This window comes from Synechococcus sp. MIT S9507 (assembly GCF_047304715.1).
Taxonomy (GTDB): Bacteria; Cyanobacteriota; Cyanobacteriia; order PCC-6307; family Cyanobiaceae; genus Synechococcus_C.
In genome coordinates this window covers 708,825-721,735 of the sequence record NZ_CP138970.1, presented here as the reverse complement: position 1 = coordinate 721,735, position 12,911 = coordinate 708,825, and the positions used below count along the sequence as shown (strand labels likewise).

Sequence of the window (12,911 nt, the reverse complement as noted above, 5' to 3'; positions counted from 1 at the left end):
TTATCAACCGCTCTGTACTTCAGTCCTGATTGATATTAGTTTTTGCTCATACCTTAGAGTTAGACAGGTGCGGATGATATGCCACCAGTGGTGAAGTCAACAGTCGTTTCACATGCTTCACCATCTCCTAGTTGAATGGCATCACCGGTGGTCTCATCGACTCCACAATTAATTGTGCCTGCATTGGCGGCTGTCGCTGTAGCATCTGTTCTGTAAACAACATCTTCATCTGGAGCCGTAGCTGCATTTCCGCCGTTGCAATTATCTGGGTATGGTCCACCAATTAGAATTGCAGCAGAACATTCTTTCGCCAATCCAATATTTTCGCCAATTTCCGCATTAACTGTTGCTTTGTCTTTTACACCAAGGAAGTTAGGTAGGGCAACGGCTGATAAAACACCGACAACGACAACAACGATCATCAGCTCCACCAACGTGAAGCCCTTTTCAAGTGCGTTGCGACCTTTCTTGCGGTTGAGCATGGCCAGCTGAAGGCGGCTGTTGAAAGTGGTCATGGCTAAGGGTTGTTTGTGAATGGTTGAGCACGTCTTGTGCTGACAGATTCAGCATCCCTTTTTTGATTGGGCTAAACGGGTAAGGATGGCTAGAGCTCTCTAAGAAGGCTCTTAGGTTTCCACTCATTCTTTGAAACGCCAGTCGCTGCCTTCGCTGCGGGTGTGGCTTCAGTCCACCGCCCTGCTCACGGTTGTTGCCGGATACGCAATGCTGTTTGTTCTCAGCACTGCGTTCGCTGATCTGCAGCGACGTGAGCGTCATCAACGCCTGGTGCAGTCATTGGCTCCGCAAGTTCTGGCAGGCCGGTTGGATTCAGTGCCTCTGAGCAGTTTTGGCCTGAAGGTGACGCTGTTGCCGGTTGGGCCAGCGGAGACTCCACGCTTGCAAACCGATGCCTCCGGCGAGCGCTGGTTGGTGAGCATCAGCAGGCTGCGGTCGTCAGATGGTGAACAGCGCTGGTTTCGGCTCCGCCAGAACGTTACGCAATCACTCGAGCGACAGCGGATGACACACCTGTTGCTGATCGCAGCGGCCGGCGTGTCGATCCTGTTCACGTCGTTACTGCTGCGGCCAGTGCTGCGGCGCGGGCTGGTGGTTCCTCTCAATGATTTCGACAGGCAGCTGCAGAAGCTCGAGGCCGACAACCTTGGCGAGAACCTGTTGGATCCTGCAACGCAACCCCAGGAACTGCGTTCCATTGCGCTGGCGTTCAACAATCTCCAGCAACGTCTCGCTGCTGCCTGGAGGCGTGAGCGAGCCTTCGTGGATGGAGTTACCCATGAACTGCGCACTCCGATCACGGTGATCTCCGGCTATTCCCAGCGGCTGCAGCGGCAGGCGTTGCCGGTATCTGCAGAGCGTTCGGCGCAGATGATCAGTTCAGAAGCCCGGCGGATGGCTGATCTGCTCAATGTGATGCGCGATCTGGCGCGAATTGACGCTGGAAAACTTGTCGTACACAGTGAGCTACTAGATCCTGGCGAACAGCTGCTCAATGCCTACGAATCGTCGTTAAGCCTCGCGCAAGGTCGTGTGCAACTGTCTCTGCCAGGTGCTGAGCCATGGCCCGCCTTGATGGCTGATCCTCAGAAACTCCAGCAGTGTCTGCAGGAGCTAATTCGCAACGCTCTGCTTTACAGCTCCGGCGTTGTGCGTCTCCAGGTCGAGCCAGCCGGTGACTGGTTGGTGCTGCATGTGCTGGATCAGGGTGCTGGCATTGCTGCATCAGAACGCTCGCTGGTTTTGCAACGTTTCAAGCGGGGTAGTAGTTCCAGCAGCACCCGCGGTATGGGGATCGGATTGTCTCTGGTGAGCGAGCTGATGCAGTTGATGGGAGGTGAGCTTGTGATTGCTGACGCCTCAGGTGGAGGAGCTGATATGCAGCTGCGGTTCAGGCTTGCGGTAGCCGAGCCATGAAGCCCACGCCGCGCACGGTTTGCAGCAGCTGCGGTTCACCTTTGACCTCAACTTTTTTGCGCAGGTAACCCATGTACACATCCAGGGAGTTGGGATCGCCCACAAATGGTTTGCCCCACACCCCCTCCAGGATCTGTTGCCGGGTCTGCACTTCGTTGTTGTGCTTCACCAGGTAGGTGAGCAGGTTGAACTCACGTTGGGAGAGAGACAATGTTTTGTCTTCTCTCTGCACTCGACGTTCGATCAGGTCGATCTGCAGATCGCCAAGGCTGAGGCTGTCTCTGGCGCGTTCAGAACTTGCAAACTGGCCCCGGCGCAGGCGGGCGCGGACGCGGGCGTGTAATTCCTTCAGCTCGAAGGGTTTGGTGAGGTAATCGTCAACGCCCAGGTCCAGTGCCTGCACCCGGTCATCAATATCGTCGTGTGCGGTCAGCATCAGCACAGGCGTGGTGTCGCCACTGCTGCGCAGACGCTGGCAGATCTCGGTGCCATCGAAATCCGGCAGGGTCCAGTCGAGCACAACCAGATCAAAACTTTCCTGTCTCAGCTTCAGCAGCGCATCGCCGCCGCAAGTGGCGCTGCCGCAGGCCATCCCCTGCTGGCTGAACTCGTCCTGCAGAAACTGCAGCAGTTCCGGATCGTCATCAACCACCAGCACTCTGCTGCGGCTGCTGCTGGCATCCACCGCTGAGCCACCCATGCTTGTTCGGATTTGACGGTCATTTGTATCTTTTCACACCTATTGCTCTATTGCTTCCCCCGATCGGGGGATCTGTGTTTTCGGGGGAATGCTCGGCACAGTCGTGAAGCACTGCTGTGTTGTTGCTGGAATCCCGCCAGTCGTTGTTTGCCAGGCCGAAGCCGCAAGCGTCAGGATTTGTCCTTCCCCTGGCACTGACCGCTTCCGCCGTGTTGCTGCTGGGCAGCGCCTCGATTCACACCCTCAGCCTCAAGGGTCGCTTGCGTTTGCAGGCTGCGATGGAGCGGGATCAGTCGGCCGATCTGCTGCGTTCAGCCGCCCAGGCCTTCACGACCATGGCCATTGGTCGGCAGGCCTGCCTGCTGCAATGGCCCTCTGCTGACTGGCCCGAACGCCAGCACAGCTGTTCCGGCGCTGAGCCCGCATCATTGATGGAGGGCCGCGTGGCTGATCAGCCTTGGCAACTGCTGTCATGGCAACCAGCTCCCGGATCGGGGGATCTGCGCCTGGCGCTCGCCGATGGTCGTCGCGCCAGCTTCAGGCTCAAGCTGGATGCTGATCAGGCCCAGATCCTGGGCATCAGTGCCGTGCAGCTGATCGGGCGCGATAGCTCGGAGCCCCTGTCATGAGCCTGCCGGAGGTGATGGTTGCATCGCTGTTGTTGGCAGTCAGTAGCAGTGCGGCCCTTGGCGTGTGGAGCCAGGCGACGGCGACCTGGCAGCAGAGCAGCAGGCTGCAGCAGCAGGCTGATGAGCTTGAGCTCTTGCAGCTGGCCAGTCATCGCTGGCTCGCGCTTCATGGCTCTCCGCTCAACCTGTTGAGGTCTGGTTCAGATCCATGCCTGTTCGACGCTGGCGCCCTCGCTGCTGCGTTGGATCAGGCTGTGCCGTTGCCCGAGGGCATCACTCGGCAGTGGGTTGCGGACCCTGAGCAGATCGGCATCTGGCAGCAACTGTCTGTGCTGGACGCCGATGCTGAGGTGCTGTTGCAGCGCCGCCAGCTGCTCAGCCCCGCGGCCTACGGGCTCTGCAGGTCATGAAGCATTCGGGCGCTGGATTCAGCCTTGTGGAGTTGATGGTCACGGTTGCTATTGTGGGGATGATCGCCTCACTGGTTGTGCCGAACAGCAGCCCTGATCGTGATCGGCTGCAGCTTGATGCGGCGGCCCGGCGTTTGCAGCTGGGTCTGGAACGGGCACGCCTGGCGGCACGACGTGCGCAGCAGGCCTGCGGGATCAGCCTTGGCAGCGAGGCCTGGCTGGAGTCCGAGCAACAGAATCTGCCGGGCTCGTTGGCTCCCTGCTCAGGGATCGGCATCTCCTTGCAGGAGGCCTTCGAGCAGGGGCCGATTCAGGTGCACACCAACCTGCCGGAAGTGATTCGTGTGTCGGCCAACGGCTTGCTGCTTGATGGTGGTACCACCGTGCTCAGCCATGCGCGTGTGGCCCGCAGCCTCTGCCTGGTGGTGAGTTTGCCGTTGGGTGTGAGCCGGATTGGCACCTATCAGGGAGATCCTCCCGTGATGGGAGCGTCTCCCCGCAGCACGGGTTGCCGCCCCAGGGCTCAGGATGGCTGAGATGCAGAGAGGGTCATGCCATCCAGATGGCTCTGCTGGCTTCACGCTGCTGGAACTGCTGTTGGCTCTGAGCCTGGGCACGTTGTTGTTTGTACTGATGCTGCGCTTGATCGGTGCCGATCTGCAGCTGGGCAGGGCGATGGCGATGCGCCTGAGTGAAAGCTCACGCCAGCGCCGCAGTCTGGAGCTGATCCGTGCGGAACTGGGATCGGCCCATAGCTGGATGGTCGACCCACCCGTCTCCAATCGTTGGCCCTGCCGCATGGCGGGTCGTCGTCCGGTGCTGGCCATTGCAACCCACGCTGATGATGTTCAGGCGCGCGGTGAGGACGCAATCGTCTACTCAGTGGGCTCAGCTCCTGCTGCGATCTGGCGTGGTCAGGTGTTGATGCGCTGTGGCCCGGCTTACAGCCTCGATGGCGTGCCTAATCTCCGGGGTGCTTTTCAGAATCGGGTGCTGCTGGATGCGCTTCCCCTGGAGATCGGATCAGGGTTCACGGCACGCCCGCACCCGCAATGGCCTGTGCTGGAGCTGGAGATCGAACAGCAGTTGCCGACCGGTTCTGGAAAGCGGCGATCACTGCGCAGTCGTCTGGCGGCTTGAAAACCTGAGCAGGTTGCCGATCTCTTCTGCGGCTGGAAGAGGGTCGCTATGAACGCTGGTGTTGAGCAAATCTCGACCCGGCGGCGTTTGGAGCGGTCCGCTCTGCTGTCAGTGGTGCTGGGGTATGGCCTCTTGCTGCTGGTGAATGTTCAGCTGTTCAGGCAGCAGCGCCACCAGCGACAGCTGATCACAATGCAGCGGGCTGAACGTGTGCTGCGCAGCAACGTCGCCCTGGCGGGCCAACCTCAACAGCTACAACGCCGGTTCGGTCCGTTTTCCAGCTCCAATCTGGCGTTGTGGGGGCACTTGGAAGGCCAGAAGTCTGTTGATGCTGGGTTGGCTGATCCCCCTGCGGATCTGCGCCAACGGGCTGAGCAACTTGCTCACAACCAGACCAGACCTCTGCTGTTCCGCAATCGCAGCAGCAGTTACATGATCACCAGCAGGATCTTGAACCTGAACGGCAACCCCTTTCGGTTGTATCTGCTCAATGATGTCTCTGCCGAGGTGTCGTTTCAGCGTCAACTGAATATGTGGTTGTTGCTTGCCGCCGTTCTGGCCGCACTGTTATCAGTTCTGCTTCATCGCCGCGGCATTGAACGTGCTTTGCAGCCTCTGACGCATCTCGGAGGCACGTTGGAGGCATTACGCTCCAAGCCACTGCAGCATCAACCCATTGAGCCCGACCAGCTGCCACTGGAGCTGAAGCCTCTGGCTGTTGCGGTCAATGATCTGGAGGGCCGCCTGGCGAATTCCCTTGAGCGTCAGCGACAGTTCGCCAGCAGTGTGAGCCATGAGCTGCGCAACCCCCTCATGATCATTGGCGGCTACAACCGCAGGCTGATGCGCCGCGGCGACAACCTCACGGTTGATCAGCAACGGCAACTGCTGATCGTGGCGGATGAACTTCGCCATCTGGGGCAACTGGTGAGCGACCTGGTGGCGATCACTCGCGCCGAGATCAGCAGTCAGACCCTCACTTTCCAGCCTCTATGCGTTGTTGATCTGGTTCAGCAGGCCATCGCACTGGTCGAGCCAGCGGAACAGCCGCGGATTGTGGTGATCTCCCAGGATGCACTTGATTCCCGGTTGATCGAGGTCTTCGCTGATCGTGATGCTGTTGTGCAGTGTCTGGTCAATCTGCTTGACAACGCCTGCCGATATAGCCCGTCTGCTTCTCCGGTGGAGATTGACTGTTTCTGCCAGACAGAGAGGCTGATCCTGCAGGTTCGCGACCGTGGCCCGGGAGTCCCCAGGGAGGAGCGGGAGTTGGTGTTTGAGCGTTTCCGCCGTGGCCGCAACAGCGCCGAGATCCCTGGTAGTGGCATCGGGCTGGCGGTGGTGCAGACGCTGGTCGAGCAGATGGGAGGCAGCGTGTCGATTGGAGATGCAGAAGGTGGTGGTGCCGTTTTCGGGCTGAGCCTCAGGAGGTGCGCGTCTGCTGCTCCTGAAGCTCATCCTCTTCATCACTGAGCAGGTAGAAGCTCAGCACCGCCAGGCAGGCGATTGCCAGGAACAGGTGGTCAACCCAGCCGTACTCCACACCCATTCCCATGGCGGTGATCTTGCTGTTGACCACCACCAGCACCACGGCAAAGCTCGCCAGCAGCAGGGCTGGCAGCCGTTGAATCTGCCGGCGTTGACGCCACATGCTGACCAGTGGAGGTAGTAACACCACCGTCGACACGCCATGCAGCAGGCGCATGCTCAGATCGGTGTGCAGATGGGGTGTGATTGATGCCCAGAGATTGGCCGGCACCAGCAGCGAAATCAGAATCAGGTAGGCAATCATGGGGTTCGCCTCAGTTGAATGCGAAAGCAGCTGCCCATACCGGGTTCGCTTCTGACATCGATGCTGCCACCCATTGCCTCCAGCAGCAGTTTTACAACTGAGAGTCCCACGCCGCTGCCGCTCTGCCCCGTGGTGTTGGCGCCCCGATGGAAGCGATCGAACACATAGGCCTGGTCCGGCAAGGGAATGCCGATGCCACGGTCCTCCACTTCCAGCACCAGCCCATTGCTGCCGGATCGCAGACGCAGCTGGATGGGTTGTTCAGGGGGTGAGTACTTGTGAGCGTTCTCGATCAGGTTGAGCAACACCTGGCGCAGCCTGGCGGCATCACCGAGCGCTGTGGTGGAGTGTCCTTCCGATGGCAGCTCCAGGGGCAGTTCACGATCCAGGGCCGCTCCCTGGGCGCGAACCACTTCCTTCAGCAAAGGCCGCAGATCCACAGGCTCCTGTTTCACCTGCAACCGCCCGGAGTCACTGCGTGAAAGGTCGAGCAGGTCATTGAGCAGCTGTTGCATGCCGACCGTTTCGTCTTCAGCGTCCTGCAGGCGCTGAACCAGTTGTGCTTCCAGCTCCGGGGCCTTGCGGATCACGCGTTTCAGAGAGCCCGATACAAGGGTCAGTGGTGCTTGCAATTCATGACTCACGGCGCTCACGAACTGACGCTGCTGGCTCCAGGACTGGGCAAGTCGCTCGGTGAGTGCGTTGTAGGTGCGGGTGAGCTGGCTGAGTTCCTCCGGTCCCCTGGGCACCGGCAAGGCGGCTGTCTGCAGGCCTTCAGCGGTGAGTTCGGCGCTGCGCTTGCTGAGTTCTTGCAACGGTCTGGTGATCTTTTTTACCAAGAGGCTGACCAGCAGCAGGGAAGCACCGAGAGATCCTCCCCAGATCAGAATCATCCAGGCGAGAAATTCGTTCTGCGCAGCGCCCAGGCGAGAGATCTCAGTGCTGCTCCAGAGCTCATCACCCGACTCGAGACGCCGGTTCAGCATGGTGAGGTAGTCACGTTCTTGAAGAGAGATCAGATGCGATTGGCCAGGATTCCTTTGAGGGTTTGCCGCCATCGCTGCTTTCAGCAGACCATCTGGCATTGGAAGGTGATCCCGCCTGGGAGTCAGCAGCTTCCCGTCAGGTTTCTCCAGCCAGAGCTTTGTGCGTCCACTTGAGTGTTCCTGAAGTTCCTGCAGGATCACCTGTTCGTTTTTGTTTGGGTGTCCCTCTTCCTTTAGGCGTACGGCGAGTGATTCCGATGCACTCACCAGGCGATCTTGACCCACACTCAACCGGCTGCGCTCGCTTAGCCACAGCCCCGTGCTGGTGGCGCCGGTGAAGCCGAGCATCACTGCGGTATAAGTCGCCAGTTGCAGCTGGCCAAGCATCGTGGCCATCAGGCGAGATCGCCAGGTGCCGGAACGATTCATGAGCTCATCCTGCTTGTTCACGGGCATGCCAGCAAGAATGAGTTGGATCAATACATTGCTCCTCTGTGAGTTTTGCCGCCTCGCCTCTGGGCATTGCCCGTCCCAGCCTTTCGGCTCGCATGGCCCGCTGGGGCCTGGTGATCGTGGCGATTTATGGCTTAGTGGCCCTGCTCACACCTGTGCTGCTAGCCGCTGGCCTGCTGCCGGATCCCAATGCTGGTTTGGACAATCCCATTTACGCGTCTCCCTCGATGGCGCATTGGTGCGGCACTGATCGTCTTGGACGCGATGTCTGCGTGCGCACATTGCAGGGAAGCGGCGTGGCTCTCCAGGTGGTGCTGCTTGCCGTGACCCTGGCGCTTCTGATCGGTGTTCCGCTGGGGATGGTGAGCGGCTATCTGGGGGGAGGGGTCGATCGTGTTCTTGTACTGCTGATGGACACCCTCTACACCCTGCCGGTGCTGTTGCTCTCGGTGGTGCTGGCTTTTCTGCTGGGGCGAGGTGTTCCCAACGCGGCCGCGGCGTTGTGTGTGGTTTACATCCCCCAGTACTTCAGGGTGGTCCGCAATCAGACAGCCCAGGTGAAAGCCGAGCTGTTCGTGGAGGCAGCGCGGACGCTCGGTGCCGGACCGGTCTGGATCCTGCGCCGCTATCTGCTGCGCAACGTGATCACCTCAGTGCCTGTGCTGCTCACGCTCAATGCCGCCGATGCTGTGCTGGTGCTGGGCGGCCTCGGATTCCTCGGCCTGGGGCTTCCTGAAACGGTTCCGGAATGGGGAAGCGATCTCAATCTTGCTCTTGCAGCTGTGCCCACCGGTGTGTGGTGGACGGCCCTGTATCCAGGTCTGGCGATGTTCGTGCTGGTGCTGGGTTTGTCGTTTCTGGGTGAGGGTCTCGAAGCCTGGGTGAGCAGCACGGGACGGGACGCGGCAAAGTGAGATTGCAGGATTGATCAGATCATGCCGTTCTGGGCCACGCTTTCTCTGCTGACGCTGATGGTGACTCTGTGGGTGTCCGGCCGCAGCAACCCTGACGATGTGATCGGTCTGCTGGAGCAGATGCTGGCGATCGCCCTCGGGCTCGTGGTCCTGTTCATCGGCCGCAGTTTGCCCCTGGAAATTCTTGCTCTGCTGTTCGCTCTGCGGTTACCGGCCGCGCGGCGTAATCATCCTGTGATGGAGCGCACGCAAGGCAGCAAGGACGTGCTGATGCCGTTTTAAACAGGTTCAGACCGCAGGCTTTTTGCTCAACATCGCAGCTTTGCGGTGCGGGGCAGTTGTTCGAGAATTTCGCCTGATTCCGTGAGGGCTGGATAGCTGCGGCCTTGCTCACGGCACCAGTTCGCCACCTCCGGATAGCACCATTCAAACAACAGGTCGCTGTAGCGCTCCGCCGGAATTCCTTCCCCTCCAGACGGTGCGACCCCAGCCGTCTGGCGCTGCCTCAGTGCCTCAAACAGCAGGGTGGCCGTCGCCACGGACACATTCAGCGACTGCACCATGCCGCGCATGGGTATGAACACGGCCTGATCCATCAATGCGGTGGCTTCTTCGGTCAGTCCCCACTTCTCCGCACCGAGAACAAAGGCGCTGGGGCCGGTGAAGTCGCAGTCGCGGTAGTCGCGCGCGTTCACCCCCAGGTTCGTTCCGTACAGCCTGAATCCCTGAGTCTTGAGGTGGTGTACTGCGCTGCTGATGTCGACATGATCATGCAGAGGCACCCAGCGCTGGCTTCCCTGTGCGGTGCTGTTGAAGGTTCGGGGCCTGCCACTGAAGCTGACCGCATGGGCTTCCAGAACTCCCACGGCATCACAGCTACGCAGGATGGCTGAGAGGTTGTGGGGTTTTTCAACGTGCTCCACCAGAACGGTGAGATCCGACATCCGGCAGTCCAGAACCTGCTTCAGACGCTGAAATCTGCGGGGAAGGATCGGCATCGCTGAGAGTGCTGCAGGCGCGAAGGCATGCCGGCAGCCATGGGGGCATTGCTCAGGTTTGCATGCAAGCTGCAACCGGCATCCAGTTGATCTTCAATGCATTTGTTACCCACGCCAATGTCATGACCACCGGCGGTCGCCAACTTCAGCTGATAGGTGTGATCGCAATCAGAGATCTGGGATGGGCACGATTTTGACCTCCAATGCGGCTTTGGAGCTCATGCGTCAATCCGCTGTTGCCGGCATACCCGGTGAAATGCATGCCGAAGTCGTGTCCGGAGGCTGCTCGGACCACGCGATTGTGTTCAAGGCAGGCCGTAATTCGGGTGAGCCGATTTCCAGGGAGTCAGGAGTGACTCTCTACTCCAAGGCTGAGCAAGTGAGTTTGTTTTCTGGAATGGTGATTGACTACCAGGAGTCACTCTCCGGCGGAGGATTTTTTCTTTCCGGTAAAACGATTGATGTGTCGTCGTGTGGAAACTGTTTCTCTTTCAGAGCTGAATAGTATCGTTACCAGTGGTGGAGCTGTTGTTGTTCATATTTAATCTTGAACCGCCGAAGATGATCGGATTGCAACGCTGGTTTATCCGCAGCATCCGCTCTGTTGGAGCGGAGTGACGGTGACGCCGCTCACAACTTGTGGATCCATCAAGACACGCACTTTGATGCCACCGTTCGGATCATCAGACAGTTCGATGCCAAGGCCCAGAAGTTCCTTCCCTGCATCGTTTTTGTAGTTAATCAGCTCGACTCTCTGGATATTGTCTGGCTCGGGCATTGTTGAGATCTGGATCCTTATCCACCATTATGCCGATGTGATTGGCAGCCTCTGTTTTGAGTGGTGCAGGCATAGCGTTGATAGAAGCTGTCGACCATGGCTTTCTGTGCGGCAAGCAAGGCGTTGTTCTGAATCTTTCGCCATGCAGGTTGATCGTTCAGGAAAGTCTCCAGATGCTGGTCTGCTTCTGAGTCGCTGCCCAAGGGAGGCAATCGCTCTCCATGAGCGACCCGAGTCACCAGGTTCCAGTCCTGCGGAGTGCCGTCGACATTCACAACAGTCAGGGCTTCAAGTCTGCAGGGCTCGTTGGGGCGTCCACTGAGTTCAGCGCGATGTCGGCCTGAACGCAGCCAGAGTTCCGTGTCCTGATTGCGAACCTGCAGGTAGCGCAGGTCCGCCGCTTTGAGGCCATAGGTGGCCATCAGTTGAAAAGCGAAGCCGTAGCGGCGCCCCATCGTTGAGTTCGGCAGGGCTGCAAGCAGGTGCAGGATGTCCGAATCCTGCAGCGCGTAGATGCTTGGGATGTGTTGGTGGGTCAATGGCGTTACCCCTCTTGCGCTCCACAGGCTGGTTCTGCTCGCGTGAAGTCTGTGCGGAGCTATCGACTCAGCCCAGTCATATCTGGATGCAGTGTCGACGTTGTTCGGTCACCTCTTCAGGGATGTGTCCCAACAGGATGGCTCTGTCCATCAATGAAGTCATCATGAACAGGCCCGCTCCTCTGAGTCTGTCCGCGCTGCTGACGCTTGCCGCCCTGTTGCCACTCACGGCAACTCCATCGCTGGCGCACGACGACCGCAGATATGACGATGGGGGTTACTACAACGGTCGTGAATATCTCTATCGACCCCGCAGATCGGCTCAGCGGGCGGCCTGGAACCGCATAGGTGCAGATGTCAACAGTTGTGTTGAGGGCAGTGTGATCGGAGGCCTTCTGGGTGCCGGCCTCGGTGCCGTTCTGTCTCGTGGCCAGGGCCGTTGGATCGGTGTACCGGTCGGTGGTGCTGCTGGTGCTCTGATCGGCTGCCAGGTCGACGGCGGCTGATGGCCGCAGTGCCGAGGGGGCTGCGCAAGTGCTGTTACTGCCTGAATGGTGAGGCCATCAAACTCACCATTCACAATTGTCTCCGCTGTTGCATGGGTAGATGGCGTAGCCCTTGCCGATCAGTTCTGGTGTATCGCTGTTGTTGATCATCCACTTGTCCAGTTTTAAGACATATTTCCCAGGGCTTTCTTCAAAAAGACCTGCGAAATAAATCTCGATAAATGGAGGCCAGCCCTTCCCTTGATTGTTTTCGGGCTCATTGTCGGCATAGCATTTCCACCCACTCGTTACCCCGTAGGTATCCATGCTTGGGGATGTGAAATTGGCGTTAGGCATTAAGGAGTCCGCCTCGCAGACCCAGGGATAGAGTGCGAAGCTGAATGTGTGTTTCACACCTGAAACATTCTTGTAGGGATTGCTGCCGTTGTTGATGTTCTGGATTTTGTTGCAGACGTCGACTTTCCAGCGACGGTCAAGATCCTTGCCAGCTCCACAGATTTTTCCTGATTCCACATCGTTGCCGAACCCATACCAGCCAGACCAGTACTTCATCTGACCAAATGTTGTCTTTGAGTTGGGATGTGTGAATGTGCAATGGTTTCGCCCGTGGGGCCCTTTCTTGCAGCCAGGTTGTGTGTTACTGCCATCAAATCGTTCAATGTATTTGATGTCTCCAAGGCAGTCTGGTTGAATTCCGGCGCCGTCGCAATTATGAAAGACCCAGTAATCCTTCCTCCCACTCTTTGGGAAGCTTGCCCAGCTTCTTGCTCCCATATTCCATTGTGCACCTGCCACGATGTTTTCATAGGGTGAACCACTACAAACTGATTTAAGCGGAGGGTTTTGATCGAGATTGAATTGATATGGGCGATAAGAGAATGGGCTGCAGCTGATGTCTTTGGCTCCTTCGCCACCTCCACCGCAAAAGTTTTCCAGTTTGGTGATCTTCCCATTGGGAGAGGGAATGTGGGCCCAGCAATATCCTTTACCCAGTCCGCTGATCATGGCGGGTTGCGTCTGTTGTGAAAAATCTGTAATCGGGCTTGCCCTCAGTTCTTTTGCTGCAGGGGTCAGGATTGTGAGCCCTGATGTGAACGCGGCGAGTAAGGTTGCCTGCATGGTGCTCTGCTGGAT

At 58.5% G+C, this 12,911-nt stretch carries 19 protein-coding genes; 11 read left to right on the top strand and 8 right to left on the bottom strand.

Annotated features, from left to right (window positions below; all coding sequences use genetic code 11):
* Positions 1-59: 59 nt before the first annotated feature.
* The gene (locus tag SIB83_RS03835) at positions 60-515 is read right to left on the bottom strand and encodes a Tfp pilus assembly protein FimT/FimU (protein ID WP_413746839.1); all 456 of its coding nucleotides are present in this window, start codon (positions 513-515) and stop codon (positions 60-62) included.
* A gap of 130 nt (positions 516-645) precedes the next feature.
* On the opposite strand from SIB83_RS03835, the gene SIB83_RS03830 reads away from it, so the two are divergent.
* Positions 646-1,932: a sensor histidine kinase gene (locus SIB83_RS03830; protein ID WP_413746838.1), complete on the top strand. Its 1,287-nt coding sequence runs from the start codon at positions 646-648 to the stop codon at positions 1,930-1,932.
* Here the strand turns inward: SIB83_RS03830 and SIB83_RS03825 are convergent.
* Entirely contained in the window at positions 1,907-2,632 is a 726-nt protein-coding gene (locus SIB83_RS03825) for a response regulator transcription factor (RefSeq protein WP_413746837.1), read from the bottom strand. The genes SIB83_RS03830 and SIB83_RS03825 overlap by 26 nt on opposite strands.
* Before the next feature lie 119 nt (positions 2,633-2,751).
* Between SIB83_RS03825 and SIB83_RS03820 the strand changes: the two genes are divergently transcribed.
* Genes SIB83_RS03820 through SIB83_RS03800 form a run of 5 tightly spaced genes read left to right on the top strand, consistent with a single transcriptional unit; the run spans position 2,752 to position 6,284 of the window.
* Positions 2,752-3,261, top strand: coding sequence for a hypothetical protein (locus SIB83_RS03820; RefSeq protein ID WP_413746836.1), 510 nt, complete (start codon positions 2,752-2,754; stop codon positions 3,259-3,261).
* Positions 3,258-3,671 carry a type II secretion system protein J gene (locus SIB83_RS03815; RefSeq protein WP_413746835.1) on the top strand — a complete coding sequence of 138 codons (414 nt, stop codon included), beginning with the start codon at positions 3,258-3,260 and terminating at the stop codon, positions 3,669-3,671. Before SIB83_RS03820 ends, SIB83_RS03815 begins: the two co-directional genes overlap by 4 nt.
* On the top strand, positions 3,668-4,207 hold the full coding sequence (locus tag SIB83_RS03810) for a Tfp pilus assembly protein FimT/FimU (RefSeq protein ID WP_413746834.1): 540 nt from the start codon (positions 3,668-3,670) through the stop codon (positions 4,205-4,207). The genes SIB83_RS03815 and SIB83_RS03810 overlap by 4 nt, the downstream gene beginning before the upstream one ends.
* Positions 4,200-4,811 (top strand): prepilin-type cleavage/methylation domain-containing protein, encoded by a 612-nt coding sequence (locus tag SIB83_RS03805; RefSeq protein WP_413746833.1) that lies wholly within the window; start codon positions 4,200-4,202, stop codon positions 4,809-4,811. Before SIB83_RS03810 ends, SIB83_RS03805 begins: the two co-directional genes overlap by 8 nt.
* A 48-nt stretch (positions 4,812-4,859) precedes the next feature.
* Positions 4,860-6,284 (top strand): sensor histidine kinase, encoded by a 1,425-nt coding sequence (locus tag SIB83_RS03800; RefSeq protein ID WP_413746832.1) that lies wholly within the window; start codon positions 4,860-4,862, stop codon positions 6,282-6,284.
* Here the strand turns inward: SIB83_RS03800 and SIB83_RS03795 are convergent.
* Entirely contained in the window at positions 6,235-6,603 is a 369-nt protein-coding gene (locus SIB83_RS03795; protein ID WP_413403708.1) for a hypothetical protein, read from the bottom strand. The two genes, SIB83_RS03800 and SIB83_RS03795, sit on opposite strands and share 50 nt — an antisense overlap.
* The gene (locus SIB83_RS03790; RefSeq protein WP_413746831.1) at positions 6,600-8,045 is read right to left on the bottom strand and encodes a sensor histidine kinase; all 1,446 of its coding nucleotides are present in this window, start codon (positions 8,043-8,045) and stop codon (positions 6,600-6,602) included. Before SIB83_RS03790 ends, SIB83_RS03795 begins: the two co-directional genes overlap by 4 nt.
* 92 nt (positions 8,046-8,137) lie before the next feature.
* Between SIB83_RS03790 and SIB83_RS03785 the strand changes: the two genes are divergently transcribed.
* Positions 8,138-8,956, top strand: coding sequence for an ABC transporter permease (locus SIB83_RS03785; protein WP_413406552.1), 819 nt, complete (start codon positions 8,138-8,140; stop codon positions 8,954-8,956).
* Between the two features lie 21 nt (positions 8,957-8,977).
* Positions 8,978-9,238: a hypothetical protein gene (locus SIB83_RS03780; protein ID WP_413403706.1), complete on the top strand. Its 261-nt coding sequence runs from the start codon at positions 8,978-8,980 to the stop codon at positions 9,236-9,238.
* A gap of 26 nt (positions 9,239-9,264) precedes the next feature.
* Here SIB83_RS03780 and trmH read toward each other — a convergent pair whose 3' ends face one another.
* Entirely contained in the window at positions 9,265-9,954 is a 690-nt protein-coding gene (trmH, locus tag SIB83_RS03775; RefSeq protein ID WP_413403705.1) for a tRNA (guanosine(18)-2'-O)-methyltransferase TrmH, read from the bottom strand.
* A gap of 62 nt (positions 9,955-10,016) precedes the next feature.
* Here trmH and SIB83_RS03770 point away from each other — a divergent pair, with 62 nt between their 5' ends.
* Together SIB83_RS03770 and SIB83_RS03765 are read left to right on the top strand one after the other, a co-directional pair.
* On the top strand, positions 10,017-10,151 hold the full coding sequence (locus SIB83_RS03770; protein WP_413403704.1) for a hypothetical protein: 135 nt from the start codon (positions 10,017-10,019) through the stop codon (positions 10,149-10,151).
* Complete coding sequence (locus SIB83_RS03765) at positions 10,136-10,459, top strand: AIR synthase (protein WP_413746830.1); 324 nt, start codon at positions 10,136-10,138, stop codon at positions 10,457-10,459. Before SIB83_RS03770 ends, SIB83_RS03765 begins: the two co-directional genes overlap by 16 nt.
* A 78-nt stretch (positions 10,460-10,537) precedes the next feature.
* On the opposite strand, the gene SIB83_RS03760 is transcribed toward SIB83_RS03765, so the two are convergent.
* Positions 10,538-10,732, bottom strand: coding sequence for a hypothetical protein (locus tag SIB83_RS03760; RefSeq protein WP_413403702.1), 195 nt, complete (start codon positions 10,730-10,732; stop codon positions 10,538-10,540).
* A 17-nt stretch (positions 10,733-10,749) separates the two neighbouring features.
* A complete protein-coding gene (locus SIB83_RS03755; protein ID WP_413746829.1) occupies positions 10,750-11,271 on the bottom strand; it encodes a hypothetical protein in 522 nt (173 codons plus the stop codon).
* A gap of 137 nt (positions 11,272-11,408) precedes the next feature.
* Between SIB83_RS03755 and SIB83_RS03750 the strand changes: the two genes are divergently transcribed.
* Positions 11,409-11,777 (top strand): glycine zipper 2TM domain-containing protein, encoded by a 369-nt coding sequence (locus SIB83_RS03750; protein WP_413403700.1) that lies wholly within the window; start codon positions 11,409-11,411, stop codon positions 11,775-11,777.
* A 63-nt stretch (positions 11,778-11,840) separates the two neighbouring features.
* On the opposite strand, the gene SIB83_RS03745 is transcribed toward SIB83_RS03750, so the two are convergent.
* A complete protein-coding gene (locus tag SIB83_RS03745; protein WP_413746828.1) occupies positions 11,841-12,896 on the bottom strand; it encodes a hypothetical protein in 1,056 nt (351 codons plus the stop codon).
* Positions 12,897-12,911: the final 15 nt, after the last annotated feature.

Bases quoted from the DNA above. Each gene is read 5' to 3' on its own strand.
- trmH (WP_413403705.1), bottom strand. From the start codon at position 9,954: ATGCCGATCCTTCCCCGCAGATTTCAGCGTCTGAAGCAGGTTCTGGAC.
- SIB83_RS03800 (WP_413746832.1), top strand. From the start codon at position 4,860: ATGAACGCTGGTGTTGAGCAAATCTCGACCCGGCGGCGTTTGGAGCGG.
- SIB83_RS03770 (WP_413403704.1), top strand. From the start codon at position 10,017: ATGCAAGCTGCAACCGGCATCCAGTTGATCTTCAATGCATTTGTTACC.
- SIB83_RS03815 (WP_413746835.1), top strand. From the start codon at position 3,258: ATGAGCCTGCCGGAGGTGATGGTTGCATCGCTGTTGTTGGCAGTCAGT.
- SIB83_RS03835 (WP_413746839.1), bottom strand. From the start codon at position 515: ATGACCACTTTCAACAGCCGCCTTCAGCTGGCCATGCTCAACCGCAAG.
- SIB83_RS03785 (WP_413406552.1), top strand. From the start codon at position 8,138: ATGGCCCGCTGGGGCCTGGTGATCGTGGCGATTTATGGCTTAGTGGCC.
- SIB83_RS03750 (WP_413403700.1), top strand. From the start codon at position 11,409: ATGGCTCTGTCCATCAATGAAGTCATCATGAACAGGCCCGCTCCTCTG.
- SIB83_RS03765 (WP_413746830.1), top strand. From the start codon at position 10,136: ATGGGCACGATTTTGACCTCCAATGCGGCTTTGGAGCTCATGCGTCAA.
- SIB83_RS03780 (WP_413403706.1), top strand. From the start codon at position 8,978: ATGCCGTTCTGGGCCACGCTTTCTCTGCTGACGCTGATGGTGACTCTG.
- SIB83_RS03745 (WP_413746828.1), bottom strand. From the start codon at position 12,896: ATGCAGGCAACCTTACTCGCCGCGTTCACATCAGGGCTCACAATCCTG.
- SIB83_RS03825 (WP_413746837.1), bottom strand. From the start codon at position 2,632: ATGGGTGGCTCAGCGGTGGATGCCAGCAGCAGCCGCAGCAGAGTGCTG.
- SIB83_RS03810 (WP_413746834.1), top strand. From the start codon at position 3,668: ATGAAGCATTCGGGCGCTGGATTCAGCCTTGTGGAGTTGATGGTCACG.
- SIB83_RS03760 (WP_413403702.1), bottom strand. From the start codon at position 10,732: ATGCCCGAGCCAGACAATATCCAGAGAGTCGAGCTGATTAACTACAAA.
- SIB83_RS03805 (WP_413746833.1), top strand. From the start codon at position 4,200: ATGGCTGAGATGCAGAGAGGGTCATGCCATCCAGATGGCTCTGCTGGC.
- SIB83_RS03795 (WP_413403708.1), bottom strand. From the start codon at position 6,603: ATGATTGCCTACCTGATTCTGATTTCGCTGCTGGTGCCGGCCAATCTC.
- SIB83_RS03790 (WP_413746831.1), bottom strand. From the start codon at position 8,045: ATGCCCGTGAACAAGCAGGATGAGCTCATGAATCGTTCCGGCACCTGG.